Source organism: Nocardioides sp. HB32, assembly GCF_054058995.1.
This window is the reverse complement of sequence record NZ_JBSSBS010000001.1, coordinates 3,583,149-3,601,467: the sequence shown is the minus strand read 5'-3', so window position 1 is coordinate 3,601,467 and position 18,319 is coordinate 3,583,149. Positions and strand designations below refer to the sequence as shown.

The window sequence follows — 18,319 nt, the reverse complement described above, 5'->3', positions numbered from 1 at the left end:
CAGTCCAGCCGCTGTCGCGGATCCGGCGAGACCGGCGCCCGTCCGTAGAATCGAGCCATGATCCAGCGCATCGACCTGCGAGGAGCCGACCGGTCGACGGTCGACTACTGCGCAGCCGTGCCCCGTGCCGACTTCGACGTCGAGGCGGCGGTGCCGGCGGTGCACGCGATCTGCGAGGCGGTGCGCACCCGTGGGGTGGACGCGATCCGCGAGTACTCCGAGCGCTTCGACGGCATCGTGGTCGACGACCTGCGGATCGCGCCCGCGGCGATCACCCGCGCGCTCGACGAGCTCGACCCCGACATCCGGGCCGGTCTCGAGGAGTCGATCCGCCGCCTGCGGGCGACCTGCGCGAACGAGCTCGAGCAGGACGCCGTCACCGACCTCGGGCCCGGCGCCCGCGTCACCCACCGCAAGGTGGCGATCGACCGGGTGGGGCTCTACGTCCCCGGCGGCATCGCCCCGCTGGTCTCCAGCGTGCTGATGAACGTCGTCCCGGCGCAGACGGCCGGCGTCGGGTCCATCGCGCTCGCCAGCCCGCCCCAGAAGGAGTTCGGGGGCTCGGTGCACCCGACGATCCTGGCGGCGTGCGCGCTGCTGGGCGTCGACGAGGTGTACGCCGTCGGCGGCGCCCAGGCCATCGCGATGTTCGCCTACGGCACCGGCCCGTGCGCCAGGGTCGACCTGGTCACCGGGCCGGGCAACATCTACACGGTCACGGCCAAGCGGCTGCTGAAGGGCCAGGTCGGCATCGACTCCGAGGCCGGCCCCACCGAGATCGCGATCCTCGCCGACGACACCGCCGACCCGGCGTACGTCGCAGCGGACCTGATCAGCCAGGCGGAGCACGACCCGCTCGCGGCGTCGGTGCTGGTGACGCCGTCGACGACCCTCGCCGCCGCGGTCGAGGCCGCGCTGGAGGACCAGGTCGCCGTGACCAAGCACGTCGAGCGGATCCGCACCAGCCTGTCGGGCAACCAGTCGGGGATCGTGCTCGTCGACGACCTCGAGCAGGGACTCGACGTCGTCAACGCGTACGCCGCCGAGCACCTCGAGGTCCAGACCGCGGACGCGTCCGCGTGGGCCGCCCGGGTCCGCAACGCCGGCGCGATCTTCGTGGGTCCCTACGCCCCGGTCAGCCTGGGCGACTACTGCGCCGGCTCCAACCACGTGCTGCCCACCGCCGGGTGCGCCTGCCACTCCTCGGGGCTGTCCGTGCGTGCGTTCACCAAGTCGGTGCACGTCGTGGACTACTCGCGCGACGCGCTCGAGGAGGTCGCCGGCCACGTCGTGACGCTCGCCGACGCCGAGGACCTGCCCGGCCACGGCGCCGCGGTCTCCGTCCGGTTCCGGGACTGATCGCCGTGTCCTGGCCACCGCTCCGCGAGGAGCTGCGGGGCATCGAGCCCTACGGCGCGCCCCAGCTGGACGTCCCGGTCCAGCTCAACGTCAACGAGAACCCCTACGGTCCCTCGCCCGAGTGCGCCGCCGACATCGCGCGCTCCGTCGCCGAGGCCGCGGCGACGCTCAACCGCTACCCGGACCGCGAGTTCACCGAGCTCCGGACCGCGCTGGCGGCGTACCTCGCCAAGGACACGGTGCACGGCGTCACACCCGAGCAGGTCTGGGCCGCGAACGGCTCCAACGAGGTGATGCTCCAGCTGCTCCAGGCCTTCGGCGGCCCGGGGCGGGTGGCGCTGAGCTTCGCGCCGACGTACTCGATGTACCCGGAGTACGCCCGCGACACGGTCACCGAGTGGGTCGTCGGCCACCGCGAGACCGACTTCGCGCTCGACCTCGACCACGCGCGCGACCTGGTGAAGGAGAAGCAGCCGAGCGTCGTGCTGCTGCCGAGCCCGAACAACCCGACCGGCACCGCCCTGCCGCCGGAGGCGGTCACCGCGCTGTGCGAGGCCGCCGGCGACGGGATCGTCGTCGTCGACGAGGCGTACGGCGAGTTCCGCCGGACCGGTGTCCCGAGCGCGGTCGAGCTGCTGCCGCGGCACCGCAACCTGGTCGTGACCCGCACGATGAGCAAGGCGTTCGCCGCGGCCGGCCTGCGGCTCGGCTACCTCGCCGCGGACCCGGCGATCTGCGACGCGATCCGCGTCGTACGGCTGCCGTACCACCTCTCGTCGGTCACCCAGGCGGCCGCCCTGGCGGCGCTGCGGCACGCCCCCGAGCTGCTCGGGAGGGTCGAGGAGCTGCGCGCCGAGCGGGACCGCACCGTCGACTGGCTGCGCGCCCGGGGACTGACCGTCGCGGACAGCGATGCGAACTTCGCGTTGTTCGGGACGTTCCCGGACCGCCATGCTGTGTGGCAGGGGCTGCTCGACCGGGGTGTGCTGATCCGGGAGACGGGCCCCGACGGGTGGCTGCGGGTCTCGATCGGCACCGCCGACGAGATGGACGGGTTCAAGAATGCACTGATGGAGGAGCTATGAGCAGGACTGCCCGCCTCGAGCGGCAGACCAAGGAGTCGAAGGTCCTCGTCGAGGTCGACCTCGACGGGACCGGCCGCACCGACGTCTCCACGGGTGTCGGCTTCTACGACCACATGCTCGACGCGTTCGGCCGGCACGCCCTGGTCGACCTGACCGTGCAGACCGAGGGCGACACCCACATCGACGCGCACCACACCGTCGAGGACACCGCGATCGTGCTCGGCCAGGCGCTGCGCGAGGCGCTCGGCGACAAGCAGGGCATCCGCCGCTTCGGCGACGCCACAGTGCCGCTCGACGAGGCGCTGGTGCAGGCCGTGGTCGACGTGTCGGGCAGGCCCTACTGCGTGCACACCGGCGAGCCCGAGGGGCAGCAGTACGTCGTCCTCGGCGGCGACTACCTCGGCTCGCTGACCCGCCACGTCTTCGAGACGGTGGCGTTCCACGCCCACCTCGCGCTGCACGTGCGGGTGCTGGCCGGCCGCGAGCCGCACCACATCGTGGAGGCGCAGTTCAAGGCGTTCGCCCGCGCGTTCCGCGACGCCGTCGCGCTCGACCCGCGCGAGACCGGGGTGCCCAGCACCAAGGGAAGTCTGTGAGCACCCCCCGACGTTCTTCGGTTCCCCCGCTTCGCTCCTCCACCGAACAACGCCGCGGGGACCCCGCATGACCGCTCGGAACGTCGTGGTCCTCGACTACGGGTCGGGGAACCTCCGCTCCGCCGTGCGCGCCGTCGAGCGGGCGGGTGCCGAGGTGACCCTGACGGGCGACTTCGACGCGGCACTCGAGGCCGACGGGCTCGTCGTACCGGGCGTCGGGGCGTTCGCCGCGTGCATGGCGGGGCTGCGGGCGATCAGGGGCGAGCGGATCATCGGCCGGCGGCTCGCCGGCGGGCGGCCGGTGCTCGGCATCTGCGTCGGCATGCAGATCCTCTTCGAGCGCGGGGTCGAGCACGGCGTCGAGACCGACGGCTGCGACGAGTGGCCCGGCGTCGTCGAGCGGCTCCGGGCGCCGATCGTGCCGCACATGGGCTGGAACTCCGTCGAGGTCCCCCCGGGCACGACGCTGTTCGACGGCATCGAGGACGAGCGGTTCTACTTCGTGCACTCGTACGGGGTGCGCGACTGGACGCTGGTCACCAACGACCGCACCCGGGCGCCGCTGGTGACCTGGGCCGAGCACGGTGGTGACCGGTTCGTCGCGGCGGTCGAGAACGGGCCGCTCAGCGCGACCCAGTTCCACCCCGAGAAGTCCGGTGACGCCGGCGCCGCCCTGCTGCGCAACTGGGTGGAGTCGCTGGCATGAGCAAGGAGCGCGCCCAGCGTCGCGCCGAGCGAGAGCGGGAGGCGGCGGTCCTCGCCGCCGCCCGCGCCGCGGAGGCCGAACGCAAGGAGCGCCGCGACGCGCGGGTCCGCGCGGTCACCTCCAAGCTGCCCCGGCGGCGCCGCGGTCCCGCCGGCATCCTGGCCGAGCGCCGCCGCAAGCAGAACGGCGCCCTGTTCGCCGTCCTCCTCGCGATCAACGTGCTGGTCTGGATCTTCAGCGACGACTGGGCGCTGCGCCTCGCCGCACTCGTGGTGAGCGTGCTCGCCGCACCCGTGATCCACACCCTCCTGTTCCGCCGAGGCTGAAGGACACCATGGCTGACTACCTCGAGCTGCTCCCCGCCGTCGACATCACCGAGGGCCGCGCCGTCCAGCTCGCCCAGGGCGTCGCCGGCTCCGAGCGCGCGTACGGCGACCCGGTGGCGGCGGCGATGCGCTGGCAGGACGCCGGCGCGGAGTGGATCCACCTGGTCGACCTGGACGCGGCGTTCGGCCGCGGCAGCAACCGGGAGCTCCAGGCCGACATCGTCGGCGCCCTGGACATCAAGGTCGAGATGAGCGGCGGGATCCGGGACGACGAGTCGCTGGCCGCCGCGCTGGCCACCGGCTGCCGGCGCGTGAACATCGGCACCGCCGCGCTCGAGCAGCCCGAGTGGTGCGCGCGGATCATCGCCGAGCACGGAGACCGGGTCGCGATCGGCCTCGACGTCCGCGGCCGCACCCTCGCTGCGCGCGGCTGGACCGAGGACGGTGGCGACCTCTACGAGACGCTTGCTCGCCTGGACTCCGAGGGGTGCGCGCGGTACGTCGTCACCGACGTCAACAAGGACGGCATGCTGCAGGGTCCGAACCTCCAGCTGCTCCGTGACGTCTGCGCGGCCACGTCCGCGCCGGTCGTCGCATCGGGAGGGGTCACCACGCTCGACGACATCCGCGCGCTGATGGACCTCGTGCGTCCTGCGGGATCTCCGGGAGGCGTCGAGGGCGCGATCGCCGGGACCGCGCTGTACGAGGGCCGGTTCACCCTCGAGGACGCGCTCGCCCTGACCAGGGGCGCGCCATGACCCTCGCCGTACGCGTCATCCCGTGCCTGGACGTCGACGCCGGCCGGGTGGTCAAGGGCATCAGGTTCCAGGAGCTCCGCGACGCCGGTGACCCCGTCGAGCTGGCGCGCACCTACGACGCCGAGGGCGCCGACGAGCTGACCTTCCTGGACATCTCGGCCGCGCACGAGGGCCGCACCACGACGATGGAGGTCGTGTCGCGGTGCGCCGAGGAGGTCTTCATCCCGCTGACCGTGGGCGGGGGAGTGTCGTCGGTCGAGGACGTCGACCGGCTGCTCCGCGCGGGCGCGGACAAGGTGGCGGTCAACACCGCCGCCATCCACCGGCCGGAGCTGGTCGCCGAGGTTGCGGACCGGTTCGGCAGCCAGGTCCTGGTCCTCTCGGTGGACGCGCGCCGCGCCACGGGGACGGACTCGGGCTTCGAGGTGACCACGCACGGCGGCCGGAAGTCGGCAGGCCTCGACGCGATCGGCTGGGCGGTCCGCGCGGCCGAGCTCGGCGCGGGCGAGATCCTGCTCAACGCGATGGACGCCGATGGCACCAGGGACGGTTTCGACCTCGACCTGATCCGCGCGGTCCGCCGCGAGGTCACGATCCCGGTGATCGCGTCCGGAGGTGCGGGCGCGCTCGGCCACTTCCCGCCGGCCGTCGACGCGGGCGCCGACGCGGTGCTGGCCGCCACGGTCTTCCACTTCGGCACGTTGCGGATCGCGGACGTGAAGAGCTCGCTCTCGCAAGCGGGTCACCCGGTGCGCTGACGCCGCTCTCGACACGGGCCACTCCGAGGAGGAGCATCGGAAGACACTCCGGGAGGGAGTCGGCCATGGTGTGGATCGTGCTCGTGCTCGTCGTCCTGGCCCTTGCGGGCCTGGGGCTGTGGGTCGACCGCAAGAGGAAGCAGGCCGGCGGACCCGGCACCGACCGGGGTCATGGGCCAGAGTCCCGCTTCTTCGACCGGTACGGATCCGGCGGCGGAGGCGGCGGGATGAGTGGCGGGGACGGTGGTGGTGGTGGCGGCGGCTTCTGACACCCGGAGTCATGGCGGCGGCAGCGAGTAGATCTTCTGCTCGTCCGGGTGGGTGACGACCAGCTCGTCGTCGACGAGGGCGGCACCCACGTTCTCACTCGTCGGCATGGCGTCGCCGAGCCGCACGGTGTCCCGCAACCTCCCGCTGGCCGCGTCGAGGACGTAGACGGTCGGGCCGGACTGGCCGACCACGTAGACCGTCGAGCCGTTCGCCACGACGGCGTCCGCGTCGGGGAGGTTCGGAACCTCGGCCACCTGCTTCATGGTCCGGGCATCGAGGGAGACGGCCTTGCCGCTCAGCGTGCAGGAGACCCACACCCGTCCGGCGACCTCGGCGATGCCCTGCGGCCCGACGCACGAGGTGAGGGGCACGGTCCTCACGCGGCCGTCGGCGATGCGTGAGACCGACGTACCGCCGTAGTTCGCGACCCAGATCCCGGAGTCGCCCGCGGCGACCAGCCGGGGCTCGTCGTCAGTGGTGTAGGAGCCGACGACCTTGCCGGACGGGTCCAGCTCGACCACGCGGCCGCCGGCCTGGTCGACCACCCACAGGTGGGTGCCGTCCCATGCCAGGCCCTCCGGTTCGCTGCCGGCCGGCCTCAGCGCGACGGTGGCGTCGACCTGGAGCGTCTCCGGGTCGATGCGGACGACCGTGCCGTCCCGGATCACGCTGACCCACACACCGCCGGGCGTGCTGACGATCCGCAGCGGAGCGTCGCCGACCGCCACCCGCCGGTCGTCCGCCGTCCGCACCTCCCCGGCGTCCGTCAGCACCGTCCAGGCCTCGCCGTCCACGTCGGCCACGCCGACCGGGCCGGAGTCCAGCTCGGTCGCGTCCGGGCTGGGCGGCGCCGCCGGCGCCAGACCGGTGTCAGAGCCGCCGCAGCCGGCGAGGGCGAACGCCAGCACCACGGCCCAGGGGAGGAGGCGTCTCATGAGCAGAGTGTGGGGGAGACGGCGCCGGACCGGGTGGGTGAGCGGCGAGTCGTGACCGCTTCGTTGCCGGGCAGGTGTGGCGCGGCGCCGGACGGGGTACGTCGACGCCGACCATCCGAGGCCGAGCGGCCGCGGTTTGCACGGGGGGTGAGTGTGGCGTCAGCGCTGGCCGGAGACGAGCTGTTCTCGCTGTCGGTGGAGGACCTCGGCTCGTACTGCCTGCTCCGCCTCGAGGGCGAGCTCGACGTGCTCACGACCGCGAAGCTGCGGGCCGCGCTGAGCGAGCTGCTGGTCGATGCCGGTCAGGTGCACCTGGTCGTGGACCTGACGGGCCTGACGTTCATGGACTCGTCCGGGCTGGGCACGCTGGTGCGTGCGCAGCGGCAGGCCCGCGGGTTGCGCGGCTCGTTCGCCGTCGTCTGCCCCGAGGGACCCGTGCGGCGGGTGCTGGCCCTGACCGGGCTCGTGCACGTGCTGCGGGTCTTCGGGTCGCTGGACGCCGCGACCGCCGAGCGTGCCGCGTCCGGGACCGATCAGGCGACGGGCGCGACCAGCTCGTCGTGAAGGTGCTCGATGACCGCGTCGAGCTCGTCGGCGTGCTCGAGCCGCCACGCCTCGAGCTCGCAGAGGTCGTGGGTGCCGGTGGGGTCGACGAGACGACGCAGGCCGTGGGGTGTGGTCCACACGTAGGTGCCGGCATCGACCTGCCTGACCAGGTAGCCGCGGCGATGGGTCTTGGCCCGGTGGTGGGAACGGGAGAGCGGGGCGTCGTTGTGGTCCCCGGTCTGGCCCGGTGGACCGCCCGGATCGTACGGAACGGCGTGGTCGTCGTCGTACCGGCCGGACATCGTCGCCGTGCCGACGGCGTATGGGAACACGTCGCCGACGCAGCGCAGCCGGGTGCGCTCGGAGACCTGCGCCGGGAACTCGTAGGCGTTGACGCTCGTGCGCTCGCCGAGGTCGATGACCGGCTTGAGGGTCACCTGGGCGTGGCCGAGCAGCCGGGTCACCTGCTCGAGCAGCATCGGGCCGAGGCGCTCGACGCGGGCGACGCCGTCGGAGGTGGCGGAGAGCGCACTCTCGTGCAGGTGCAGGTAGACGACCGCGCGGTGGTGCGGCCTGCGCCGGACCTCGGTGTCGCCGGCCAGGAGGTCGTGGACGTCGTCGGGCCGCGCGAGCCAGCCGAACGCGATCGCGCGCAGCTCGTCGTGGGTGAGGTCGTCGAGGGCCGCGGGCAGGTCGGGGTGGTGCGCTCTCACGATGTCGGGCCGGGCGAGGAGCGCGTCGACAACGCGCTCGACGGTCGCGTCGACCCAGACGGCGTCGCCGGGCTCCACCCGGGCGACCACGGTTCGCGTGCCGGTCTCGAGGTCGGTGCGGCCCAGCCACACTCCGCGCCGCCGGCGCTCCTCCTCCAGTCGCGTGGCGTGCCCCGCGGCGTCGGCCTCGATCACCTTGGCCTCGGCGACCGCGAGCACACGGCCGGGTGACTGTCCGCCGATCGCCTCGGCGACAGCCAGGTCGACGAGCTGCACCTGCTGCCGGTCGAGCCGCCGCGACATCCGCGCGACCTTGCAGGCCGCCCACGGCTCGCAGGTGAGCTCGAGGACCTGCGCCCAGACGTGGGGGAGCCGGTGCCGGAGGTCGAGCGCGTCCGCCATGGTCGAGCGGGTCGAGGCCGGGTGAGTGTGCCGGGCGATCGCCAGCTCGTGGATGCAGAGGTCCTGGACCAGCGGGGTCCCGTCGCCGCCGAGCCCGACCAGCCGATCACCTCCGAACCGGGCCGGCACCGCACCCGGCACCAGCTGCGGGTCACCGCCGTGCAGGTCCGCCCACTGGAGCACGAGCAGCAGGTCCTTCACCTGCGCCGCACGACGCTCGACCAGGGCAGCCTCGGCCTCGGCCAGCACGCCGGCCGGTGCGAGATCGTCGCTGATCGAGAGCTCCATCCCTCCATGATAATCGAACATCTGTTCGAAGACAAGGCCTTCCTTCTCGGAACACCCCAGTTCTCACGGTCGGTCGGGTCGCGCTCCCGCCTGACCCCACCTCTCGCGAACAAACGCCGCCAGGGCCTCTCGGGAGGGATGCCCCCAGCCGATACAGAACGGGTGGCGGGCTGGGTCGGCGTACACCTGGTGCCCCTCGTCGCTGCCCAGGTCATCGGCACGGAGGAGGCGCGCACCGAGCCTCGTCGCCTGCTCGTGCGCCGGCTTCGGGTCGGCGACGTGGAGATCCAGGTGCACCTGCTGCGGAGCACCGTCGGGCCAGTCACGGGAGACCGACTCCGGGGCGAGCTGGACACCGATCCGCCACTCCCCGGCCGCATCGAACACGCTGTGGAACGTCTCGTCGGCAAAGACGTGCCCGTCGAGCATGCCCGCCCAGAACCCACTCTCAGCTGGTAGGTCGGCCGCGTCGAACACGACCACGCTTCGCACCGGTTCCATACCTGGACATGAGGGGGGTGCGCCACGGTCGGCGGAGGCCACAATTGGTGATGCTGGGACGTTCGTCCGACGGATACCGTCCACGGTACGTGGGACCTGCCGGTTCGACGTGTGGACAGGGGTGCTGATGCGACGACTCCACTCGCTGCTCGTGGCCACTGCGTTGATCGCGGCGGTCCCGATCGCCGGTGCGAGTCCCGCTGTCTCAGCAGCGGTCGCCGCGCCGGAGAACGGCCTCGTACTCCACTACTCGATGGAGACGCTGTCGCAGGGCACGATCGCCGACACGTCCCCGAGCTCGCTGGACGGACAGGTCGTGGCGGGCTCGGGCACGGTGCGGCTGGTGACCGGCCTGGCGGGCTACGGACGGGCGCTGCAGCTCACGGGCACCCAGCACCAGTTCGTCGACGTCCCTTCCTCGACGGTCCTGGATCTGGACACCTACACGTTGTCCGCCTGGGTGCGCTACACCGGGATCCCGAACGATCAGACGCTCGGGCGCTGGGAGGTCCTCGAGAAGGCCGGCGCGTACTGGATGAACGTCAGGACCAATGGCCTCGTGCGGGTCGGTGGCTTCTACGGCGGCTGCGCGAGCGCCAGCTGGACGTACTTCGACAGCACCCGCGCGCTTCCCGTCGATCGCTGGAAGCACGTGGCGACGACGTACGACGGCACGTGGTTGAGGATCTACATCGACGGCCGCGCCGCCGGGGCGAAGCGGGTCTCGGGCCGCACGTGCATCAGTGGTGAGCCGTTGGCGGTCGGCGCGAAGAACAACCCGACCAAGGGGTTGCTCGAGGCGTTCTGGGACGGGCGTCTGGACGAGGTCCGCGTCTATGACCGCGCGCTCGACGCCACCGAGATCGGCCAGCTCGCGTCGCGATCCTGACGACGCGCGATGGCCTCGGAGCTGGAGGTGCTGACGAGAGGTCGGCCCCGCCAGTCGGTGGTTCCAGGTCAGTTCTGGAGGGCCGCGAACAGGTAGTCGCCCGAGCCGAAGGTGATCTCTCCGTGATCGGCGTCGGGCTGAACGGCGAGGGTCGCGGTGGGGAGTTGTCCGGCGAGCCACTCGCCGTTGGTCGCTGGGACCATGGCGTCCGCGTCGCCGTAGCAGAGGAGGACGGGGGAGACCACGTCGGCGAGGTCGAAGTCCCAGGACCCGAGCCAGCTGAGGTTGTCCCGTACGAACCCGTCGTAGCGTTCCAGGCTGCGGCGGAAGTCGGCCACGAACTCAGCGCGCCGTTCGGGACGTGTGTCGAAGTAGTGCTCGCTGGGGGGTGCCATCTGGTCCAGCGCCTCCTCGAACCCACCATCGGGAAGCTGGCGCCAGGGGTCGAAGTCTCGCTGGGCCTCGGCAGTGACCAGGGCGACGGCGCCATCGACGTCGCCGGCGGCCAGCCGTTCGAGGGCCAGCACGTCGTCCGGTTCGAGGTGCTGCGGGGCGAGCAGGTGGACCGGGCCCGGGCCGGCGGCCACCAGGACGCGGTGCACCCGAGCCGGCAGCGCGGCGGCGGTGGCCAACGCGAACGGTCCACCGCCCGAGGTGCCGAGCACCGCGAACTCATCGACCCCCAGCCAGCCGGCAAGCTCGCCGACGTCGCGTGCCACCGACAGCAGTCCCGGCGGCGTCGTGGTCGACCGGCCGTATCCGGGCCGCGAGACCGCCACCAGCCGTACGCCCTTGCGGTGGGCGGCATCCGCCAGGAGTCTCACCGACCCAGCGGTGCCCGGCGTGCCGTGCAGGTGCACGACAAGCTGGCCGCCCGGATCGCCGACCTCGACGTACTCCAGGTCGCGGCCATCGGCCGTCCGGAACAGCTCCATGGCTCGACGCTACTCCCGGCAAGCGGCCACGCACCGGATCTCGGCGAACGACGACCCACGCCTCCTCTGTCGCCGCCCCGCAGCCGACGCGCCGGTGATGGAGGTTTGACGGGGAGGAGCGCCGTCGCGGCGGTCAGACGCGCCTCGCCGGAGCTCTGGTGCATGTCGGCGCCGCGTCAGGGAGAGTCGCCCCGCGCCAGCCCAGCAGATGTAGTCCGACCGGGTCTGGTGCGGCGCTTGCCGGCCTGAGACGCTTGATCAAGCCTAAGAAGCTTTCCATTCCGTCGCGCCGATCGCGCCCACCGCGGCGACGCCGCATTCGGGTTGAGGGCCCCGGCCAAAAGGGGGGGGCCGGAAATGGTCCGTCGACAGCTGGCTTCTGGATCCACCCGACCGACCAAGACCAGGCCGCGCCCCAGGCGGCGGCGTACCGCTGCGATAGCGGCGCCAGCTGCGCTCTGCACCGCGCTGGCGGGCGCAGGCCTCGTGAGCGAGGGGTCGGCGGCTGCTCCGCCGTCCGGCACTGCGGCACCCTCCCGGCAGCGAGCTTTGCCAACGGTCGGCGATTGGCAGCTTCGCGACGTCGACATCAACGTCGTCGACCCTCGCGGGCCGCTAGCCTCCTTCAGGCTCGATGCCGTATCCGCGAACGGCCGGTTCGTCGTGGTCACCTGGGCACCGACCGCCGGCAATCCAGGAGACGCATGGGAGCAGGTGTCGGTCGTCGACACCGTCGCAGGTACCGCCGAGCTGGTCTCGGTGGCCCGTAACGGGAGGAGCTACGGGAACTCGTTCAGCCTCGGGCACGACCTGTCCGATGACGGCCGCTACGTGCTGTTCGACTCCTTCTCCGACAACCTCGTGCGCGGCGATACGAACGACAGCACCGACGTGTTCGTCCGCGACACGAAGACCGACAAGACCACCCGCGTGTCCGTGTCCACTGCCGGCCGCCAGCACGACTCGCCGTCGAACATCGGTGCGACCGCCTCCAGCATGACCGCCGACGGGCGCCTCGTGACATTCACCGCGCTCACCACCAAGCTCGTCCCGGGCAACGCACCCGCCACTTTCCGCGAGTACGCCCACAACCTCGAGACCGCCCGCACGACGCTCATCTCTCGCGGACCCAAGGGCAAACCCGTCCAAGCCAACGGCTCCGACATCTCCGACAACGGCCGATACGCCCTCTTCAACTCCATCCAGCCCATCACCCGCCAGGACCACGACGACCGCAACTACGATGCCTACACACGCGACCTCAAGACCGGCCGCGTACGCCTCGTCGTCGTTCGGCACACCAAGCCCTTCAACGACGACATCACCGGCACCTTCTCCGGGAACGGCAACATCGTCGCCCTCTCGGTCGGGCATTCCACCCGGACCTCAGCGAGATACTTCCCGTACCTCGCCGACCTCGATACCGGCACGCTGGTGCCCGCCGCCGTTGACGCCGGAGGCGCCCGGCGCCCAGCCGCGGTATCCGTCCCCTCCCGCACCGGCGAGGTCGCGGTCGTCGAATCGACCGCCGACCTGACGGGCGAAGAGGGTGGCACGGACACCCCGCGCGACTACGACACCTACCTGCGGCTCCCCGACGGACAGCTGGTCCGCATCAGCGGCGGCCCGTTCCCCGAAGACGTGCGCCAGAACTTCTCCGGCCTCGTCACCCCGAACCTGCGCCACTTGTTGGGCGTATCCGCGGACAAGCTCTCACCCGACGACACCGACGAGCAGACCGACTTCTACATACGCAACATCACCCCGTGACCGGCACGAGCGGATTCGCGGCCGCCCTCTTGCCTGCGCCGGCGGGAAAGCGAGCCTCCCGCTATCGCGGGGCCAGTCGCGGTTCGGCATGCGCGACGGAAGACGCACGTCGTGGACGCACGGGTCGCGGCAGTCCCGGCCTCCTGCGGCGATGTGATGAGACCAGGCGACCAGGTGCCGACCGGTTCGTCCAGTGGGTGCATCAGCGGTCGATGGTGGCCATGTTGGCTTCGTCGTGCCGCTCGCCCGCGGCGGGCTGGAGCGAGTCGAGTCGGCGGAGCTGGTCGGCGGTGAGCTGGATGCCCTCGGCTGCGGTGTTCTCCTCGACGCGTGCGATGCGCCGGGTGCCGGGGATGGGGGCGATGTCGTCGCCGCGGGTGAGTAGCCAGGCCAGTGCGGTCTGGGCGGGGGTGGCGCCGTTTTCGGCGCCGATCGCGGTGACCTCGTCGACGATGGCGAGGTTGCGGTGGAAGTTGTCGCCGGTGAAGCGCGGGTTCGTCTTGCGCCAGTCGTCGTCGCCGAAGTCGTCGACCGAGCGGATCTGCCCGGTGAGCAGGCCGTGGCCGAGCGGGGAGTACGGCACCAGGCCGATGCCGAGCTCGCGCAGCAGGGGAAGGATCTCGTCCTCCACGTCTCGCGTCCACAGGGAGTACTCGGTCTGGAGCGCGTCGACCGGGTGGACGGCGTGGGCACGGCGGATCGTGGCGGGAGCTGCCTCGGAGAGCCCGAAGTGCCGGACCTTGCCCTCGGCGATGAGCTCGGCGACGGCTCCCGCGGTCTCCTCGATGGGCGTGTCCGGGTCGACGCGGTGCTGGTAGTAGAGGTCGATGTAGTCGGTGTCGAGTCGTCGCAGTGATCCCTCGACTGCCGCCCGGATGTTCGCCGGACTGCTGTCGGTGCCGAACGAGTGCCCGTTTCCGTGATGCTGGACGAGGCCGAACTTGGTAGCGATCTGAACCTTGTCGCGGCGGCCCTTCACGGCGCGTCCGACGACTTCCTCGCTGTGGAAGGGCCCGTAGACCTCGGCGGTGTCGATGTGGGTGACGCCGAGATCGAGTGCCCGGTGGATGGCGCGGACCGACTCGGTGTCGTCCAGCGGTCCGCCGGTCGTGTAGGTGCCGGCCATGGTCATGGCCCCCAGGCCGATGCGGGACACCACGAGGTCGCCGAGGTGTGCGTTCTTCATCAGACTGCTTCCTTGGATGGTGGATGGATGGTGGATCTTGGGCGGTGGTCTGGGCGAGCTGCTGCCCGTGACCACAGAAGCAGCACGCGACAGCCTGCGGGAGTCCCTGGCGTGGGGGCCACCAGCAGTGACTCCCACGCCGGGTCCGGCGTTCGTACAGTGGTTGCATGACCGCCTCGGAGCCGAACCCCCGCGACGCCGTCCGGGCCGAGATCCGGGAGTTCCTCAGCACCCGCCGGGCGCGGATCACCCCGGAGCAGGCTGGGCTCCCGTCGTACGGCGGAGAGCGTCGTCGGGTGCCAGGGCTACGCCGAGAGGAGGCCGCGCTCCTGGTCGGGGTCTCGCCCCAGTACTACATCCGCCTGGAGCGTGGCGACGCCGCCGGAGTCTCCGACGGCGTCATCGACGGGATCGCCCACGCGCTCCGCCTCGACGACGCCGAGCGAGCACACCTGCTCGACCTGCTTCGCACCGCGGGCGCACCCGCAGGGACCAGGAAGCAGCGGCGCCCGTCCCCGGACCGGGTGCGACCGACGGTCCAGCGCCTCCTCGACGCGATGCCCACCGTGCCGGCCGTCGTGCTCAACGGACGCCTCGACGTGCTCGCCCACAATTCGCTCGGGCGCGCACTCTTCACACCGTTCTACGACTCCGACGCGCCGGTGAACAACGCCCGTCTCGTCTTCCTCGACCCGCGCGCGACCTCGATCTTCCGCGACTGGGAGACCGTCGCCAACGACACCGTCGCCCTGCTCCGTGCCGAAGTAGGCCGCGACCCCTACGGCCGTCAGCTCTCCGACCTCGTCGGTGAGCTGTCCACGCGCAGCGAGGACTTCCGGCACCGGTGGGCCGCCCACGACGTCCGCATCCACAACATCGGCGTCAAGAAGCTGCGCCACCCGGTCGTCGGCGACCTCGACCTGCCCTTCGAGTCACTGCCCCTCGAGGCCGGCGCCAGCACCAATCTGGTCACCTACCTGCCCGAGCCGGGCACCCCGTCCCACGACGCGCTCGCCCTGCTGGCCAGCTGGGCCGCCAGCGAGATCCACACGACCCTCGACGACAGAACTCAGCAACGGCGACCCTGAGTGCGCCAGCGGCGCGCGGCGACGCCAGACGACGGTTGCACTCGAGACATGCCGCGGTCATTCGTTCGCGCCGGATTGGTCACCCCACTAGGCGGCGGAAGGACCCACCTGACCGGGCACGTTGCAGTGAGTCGCCCAGGACGCGCGCAGCGGTGTGGTGGGATCAGTCTGCCGGTGCCAGCATGGACGGATGGCGGGGCTGCGTTCCGTTCCGATGGTGGGCCGCGACGCGCCACTCGCCGACCTGCTGAGGTTGGCGGCTGACGCGGCGGCCGGCAGACCCCGGGTTGCGGTGGTGCTCGGCGAGGCCGGGATCGGGAAGACCCGCCTCCTGGACGAAGTGTCGGCCAGGCTCCAGCGAAACCGCGCGCAAGTCGGCTGGGGCAGCTGCTCGGTCGGCGCCGCCGGCACCTTGCCGCTTGCCCCTATCCGCGAAGTACTCGAAGACCTCCACCGGATCCTGGGGCCGCGAATGGGGCGCCTCGCCGGAGCCAGCGGACAGCTCGCCATCGGCGCCCTTGTGCCCAGGCTCGCCGTCGTAGGGGATGCCAGCAACCCCGACGCACCGGTCCCGTCACAAGCCCAGCTCTTCGACGTCGTCGCCCGGCTCCTGCGAGACGCCGGCCGCGCCCGGTTGCTGGTGATCGTCGTCGAGGACGTGCACTGGGCCGACGAGACCAGCCGCGACCTCCTCGACTTCCTGGCCCGCTCGCTGCGCGATGAACGCATCCTGCTCCTCCTCAGTGCCCGCACCGACGACCCGGCCTTCACCAACTGCCAACCCCTCGTCGCCGAGCTGACAAGCCTCCGCCACGGGCTACGCCTCGAGCTCCTCCGCCTCTCGGCCGAGGAGATCGCGACCCAGGTGGCCGCGCTACGCCAGGGCGCCCGCCCATCGGCGACCGAGCTGGCACGGATGACCGAGATCACCGGTGGCATCCCCCTCCTGGTCGAGGAGGTCGTCGACGCCGACCTCGCCGACGTCGGCGGACTCGCGGACCGGCTCCTCGGCCATCGACTCGCCCGACTCTCGCCTGACGCCCGCGCTGTCGTCGACGCGGCAGCGGTCGCCGCATTCGCGGCGTCAGCTGACGAGCTCGCCTCAGCCGTCCCAGAGGTCCAAGACTTCGATGCGGCGTTCGCCGCGACGGTGTCCGCCGGCGTCCTGGTCCGCCGGGGCGAGATCGTCAGGTTCCGACATGAGCTGCTCCGCGAGGCGGCCCTGGCACGGATCCTTCCCCAGGCCGAGAGGGCGCTGCACCGGCGGTGGAGTGGTGTGCTCGGGGACAACCCCGCCGGCCTGGGTCCGCTCATTGCCGCCGCGCGGCACCGGAAGGGGGCCGGCGACGCCGCCGGAACGCTGGTGGCCTACGTGCGCGCGGCCGACGCCGCCCAGCGACTCTCGGCGTACGCGGAACAGAAGCAGCTGCTCGTGCAGGCCACCGAGATCTGGCCCGCTGTCCAGGACGCGGAGGCGCTGACCGGCACCAACCTTGTCGACGTGTACGGCGACGCGGGGTGGGCGACGTACCTGACGTTGGGGCCGGTTGAGGAAGCTCAGCGGCTCATCGACGTCTCCGCCAAGGCGATGCCAGCGGACGCCTCACCGCACCGCAAGGCCATGCATCGGCTGCTGTGGCACCGGACCCGCGCCTCCAGCCCCGAACGCCTCTCGCCCGACGAGCTGCTGGCATGCGTCGCCGACGTCTCGATGGACCCGCCGAGCGAGGACGCGATGCTGGCGTGCCTGGAGGCAACCGACGCGCACCGCAGGCTCGGACAGATGGAGCTGGCCGCGTCGGCCGCGCAGCAGGCGGTCGCGGTCGCCGACGCCCTGGGCCGCCCCGAGCTCCTCGCCCGGGCCCTTGCGGGCGCCGCGCACAGCGACGCCCGCCTGGGTGAGACCGCGGCCGCCGCGAGAGAGGCGCAGCAGGCGGTGACGGCCGGCGAGCTCGCTGATGACCTCTTCGTCCACGCGGAGGTACTCCAGTGCCTGGTGGACGTTCAGAAGCTGTGCGGGGAAGACTCGCTCGACATCATCCACCGGCTTCTGACAATCCTCGGCGGTGACCGTCCCGGCCCGCTGTCGGGGTGGTGGGGGATCGCCCACCTGAACCATGCGGACACTCTGATCGAGCTCGGCCGGTGGGACGAAGCCCAGGCGGCCCTGGCGCTGGTGCTCGGCGAGGACCTGCCGGAGTGGGTGCTCGGGGAAGCGAGGCGGCTGGCGGACCACCTCTCGGTATGGCGCGACGGCCACCTGAACCGGGCAGACGGTGAGCCGCCACGACCCACAGGGGAGTCGCTCGTCGACCCGGACCTCAACGACCTGCTCGCCGTATGTCTCACCGACGCCGACATCGAGGCCCGCCTGGGCCACCTTGCCTCCGCCCGCGTGCACCTGGCCGCGGTGCTCGGAGACGACCGGCTCGCCACCTATCCCGGGTTCGTTCACCTGCTGCTGTGGGTGGCCGCCCGGGTCGAGGCAGAGCTCGCCGCGTCAGGGACGGACCCCGCCACCTCCGACGGGGACTGGGTGATCCAACGCATCCAGCACCTCCTGTCCCTCGTGCCGCCTCGGAACCGTCAGGACCACGCCTACGCGGCGCACGCGCTCGCGGACCTCGAACGACGCGGCCGTGTCGACACCCCCGAGCTGTGGGCGGGCGTCGTCGACGCCTGGCGCAAGGTCAACCGCCCGTTCCCACTGGCAACCGCTCTGGTCCGGTCCGGCGCAGCGTTCGCAGCTGCTGGTCGGACGGACGAAGCAGGTGTGCTGCTCCGCGAGGCGCACGACATCGCCGAGCAGCTCGGCGCTCGACCGCTCTCCGAGGAGGCGGCGACCGTGGCTCGCGCGGCCCACCTCCGGATGCACGCCAGCGCATCCCACCCGGGCACGGGTCTGGGGCTGACCCCGCGGGAGCTCGACGTGCTCCGACTGGTGGCCGAAGGCGCATCGAATCCGGTGATCGCGACCACGCTGGTGATCTCCCCGAAGACCGCGTCGGTGCACGTCTCGAACATCCTCGCCAAGCTCGGCGTCGCCAACCGCGGAGAGGCCGCGGCCATCGCCCACCGAGCCGGCCTGGTGTGAGCGCCACCGAGCCTGAGTGTCTCGAATAGGGCGATCGCCCTATGTCGCAGTGCCCCGCTCAGCGTCAGTCTGCGGGTACCAAGAACTCTGCCGAGCTGAGGAGGACGCCATGTG

18 protein-coding genes are annotated in these 18,319 nt (G+C 71.8%); 13 read left to right on the top strand and 5 right to left on the bottom strand.

What is annotated here, in order from left to right; all coding sequences use genetic code 11:
• The first annotated feature begins 57 nt into the window (after positions 1–57).
• The 8 genes from hisD to ACVW2K_RS18035 all read left to right on the top strand — a co-directional run bounded on the left by hisD (position 58) and on the right by ACVW2K_RS18035 (position 5,857).
• Positions 58–1,359, top strand: coding sequence for a histidinol dehydrogenase (gene hisD / locus ACVW2K_RS18070; protein WP_457203462.1), 1,302 nt, complete (start codon positions 58–60; stop codon positions 1,357–1,359).
• Positions 1,359–2,444, top strand: coding sequence for a histidinol-phosphate transaminase (locus tag ACVW2K_RS18065; protein ID WP_457204090.1), 1,086 nt, complete (start codon positions 1,359–1,361; stop codon positions 2,442–2,444). The genes hisD and ACVW2K_RS18065 overlap by 1 nt, the downstream gene beginning before the upstream one ends.
• Positions 2,441–3,040, top strand: a complete 600-nt coding sequence (gene hisB, locus ACVW2K_RS18060) for an imidazoleglycerol-phosphate dehydratase HisB (protein WP_028635923.1) — start codon at positions 2,441–2,443, stop codon at positions 3,038–3,040. The genes ACVW2K_RS18065 and hisB overlap by 4 nt, the downstream gene beginning before the upstream one ends.
• Positions 3,041–3,107: 67 nt before the next feature.
• The gene (gene hisH, locus ACVW2K_RS18055) at positions 3,108–3,746 is read left to right on the top strand and encodes an imidazole glycerol phosphate synthase subunit HisH (protein ID WP_028635922.1); all 639 of its coding nucleotides are present in this window, start codon (positions 3,108–3,110) and stop codon (positions 3,744–3,746) included.
• Complete coding sequence (locus tag ACVW2K_RS18050; protein WP_457203461.1) at positions 3,743–4,072, top strand: hypothetical protein; 330 nt, start codon at positions 3,743–3,745, stop codon at positions 4,070–4,072. The genes hisH and ACVW2K_RS18050 overlap by 4 nt, the downstream gene beginning before the upstream one ends.
• 8 nt (positions 4,073–4,080) lie before the next feature.
• Positions 4,081–4,830, top strand: coding sequence for a bifunctional 1-(5-phosphoribosyl)-5-((5-phosphoribosylamino)methylideneamino)imidazole-4-carboxamide isomerase/phosphoribosylanthranilate isomerase PriA (gene priA, locus ACVW2K_RS18045; protein WP_028635920.1), 750 nt, complete (start codon positions 4,081–4,083; stop codon positions 4,828–4,830).
• Positions 4,827–5,588, top strand: a complete 762-nt coding sequence (hisF, locus tag ACVW2K_RS18040) for an imidazole glycerol phosphate synthase subunit HisF (protein ID WP_457203460.1) — start codon at positions 4,827–4,829, stop codon at positions 5,586–5,588. Before priA ends, hisF begins: the two co-directional genes overlap by 4 nt.
• A gap of 65 nt (positions 5,589–5,653) precedes the next feature.
• Positions 5,654–5,857 carry a hypothetical protein gene (locus tag ACVW2K_RS18035; RefSeq protein WP_457203459.1) on the top strand — a complete coding sequence of 68 codons (204 nt, stop codon included), beginning with the start codon at positions 5,654–5,656 and terminating at the stop codon, positions 5,855–5,857.
• A gap of 9 nt (positions 5,858–5,866) precedes the next feature.
• Here the strand turns inward: ACVW2K_RS18035 and ACVW2K_RS18030 are convergent, their stop codons facing one another.
• Positions 5,867–6,793 carry a Vgb family protein gene (locus tag ACVW2K_RS18030; RefSeq protein ID WP_457203458.1) on the bottom strand — a complete coding sequence of 309 codons (927 nt, stop codon included), beginning with the start codon at positions 6,791–6,793 and terminating at the stop codon, positions 5,867–5,869.
• A gap of 147 nt (positions 6,794–6,940) precedes the next feature.
• Here ACVW2K_RS18030 and ACVW2K_RS18025 point away from each other — a divergent pair, with 147 nt between their 5' ends.
• Complete coding sequence (locus ACVW2K_RS18025) at positions 6,941–7,357, top strand: STAS domain-containing protein (protein WP_231496113.1); 417 nt, start codon at positions 6,941–6,943, stop codon at positions 7,355–7,357.
• On the opposite strand, the gene ACVW2K_RS18020 is transcribed toward ACVW2K_RS18025, so the two are convergent.
• Both ACVW2K_RS18020 and ACVW2K_RS18015 read right to left on the bottom strand, forming a co-directional pair.
• Positions 7,327–8,742, bottom strand: coding sequence for a hypothetical protein (locus ACVW2K_RS18020; RefSeq protein WP_457203457.1), 1,416 nt, complete (start codon positions 8,740–8,742; stop codon positions 7,327–7,329). The genes ACVW2K_RS18025 and ACVW2K_RS18020 overlap by 31 nt on opposite strands.
• 63 nt (positions 8,743–8,805) lie before the next feature.
• Positions 8,806–9,234, bottom strand: a complete 429-nt coding sequence (locus ACVW2K_RS18015) for a VOC family protein (RefSeq protein ID WP_457203456.1) — start codon at positions 9,232–9,234, stop codon at positions 8,806–8,808.
• A 136-nt stretch (positions 9,235–9,370) separates the two neighbouring features.
• Here ACVW2K_RS18015 and ACVW2K_RS18010 point away from each other — a divergent pair, with 136 nt between their 5' ends.
• Positions 9,371–10,132, top strand: coding sequence for a LamG domain-containing protein (locus ACVW2K_RS18010; protein WP_457203455.1), 762 nt, complete (start codon positions 9,371–9,373; stop codon positions 10,130–10,132).
• A gap of 68 nt (positions 10,133–10,200) precedes the next feature.
• On the opposite strand, the gene ACVW2K_RS18005 is transcribed toward ACVW2K_RS18010, so the two are convergent.
• Positions 10,201–11,067, bottom strand: coding sequence for an alpha/beta fold hydrolase (locus tag ACVW2K_RS18005; RefSeq protein ID WP_457203454.1), 867 nt, complete (start codon positions 11,065–11,067; stop codon positions 10,201–10,203).
• 324 nt (positions 11,068–11,391) lie between these two features.
• Between ACVW2K_RS18005 and ACVW2K_RS18000 the strand changes: the two genes are divergently transcribed.
• Positions 11,392–12,837 carry a hypothetical protein gene (locus ACVW2K_RS18000; protein ID WP_457203453.1) on the top strand — a complete coding sequence of 482 codons (1,446 nt, stop codon included), beginning with the start codon at positions 11,392–11,394 and terminating at the stop codon, positions 12,835–12,837.
• 202 nt (positions 12,838–13,039) lie between these two features.
• Here the strand turns inward: ACVW2K_RS18000 and ACVW2K_RS17995 are convergent, their stop codons facing one another.
• Positions 13,040–14,023, bottom strand: a complete 984-nt coding sequence (locus ACVW2K_RS17995) for an aldo/keto reductase (RefSeq protein ID WP_457203452.1) — start codon at positions 14,021–14,023, stop codon at positions 13,040–13,042.
• 167 nt (positions 14,024–14,190) lie between these two features.
• Between ACVW2K_RS17995 and ACVW2K_RS17990 the strand changes: the two genes are divergently transcribed.
• Together ACVW2K_RS17990 and ACVW2K_RS17985 are read left to right on the top strand one after the other, a co-directional pair.
• Entirely contained in the window at positions 14,191–15,111 is a 921-nt protein-coding gene (locus tag ACVW2K_RS17990; protein ID WP_457203451.1) for a helix-turn-helix transcriptional regulator, read from the top strand.
• Positions 15,112–15,301: 190 nt separating this feature from the next.
• Positions 15,302–18,205 (top strand): helix-turn-helix transcriptional regulator, encoded by a 2,904-nt coding sequence (locus ACVW2K_RS17985; RefSeq protein WP_457203450.1) that lies wholly within the window; start codon positions 15,302–15,304, stop codon positions 18,203–18,205.
• Positions 18,206–18,319: the final 114 nt, after the last annotated feature.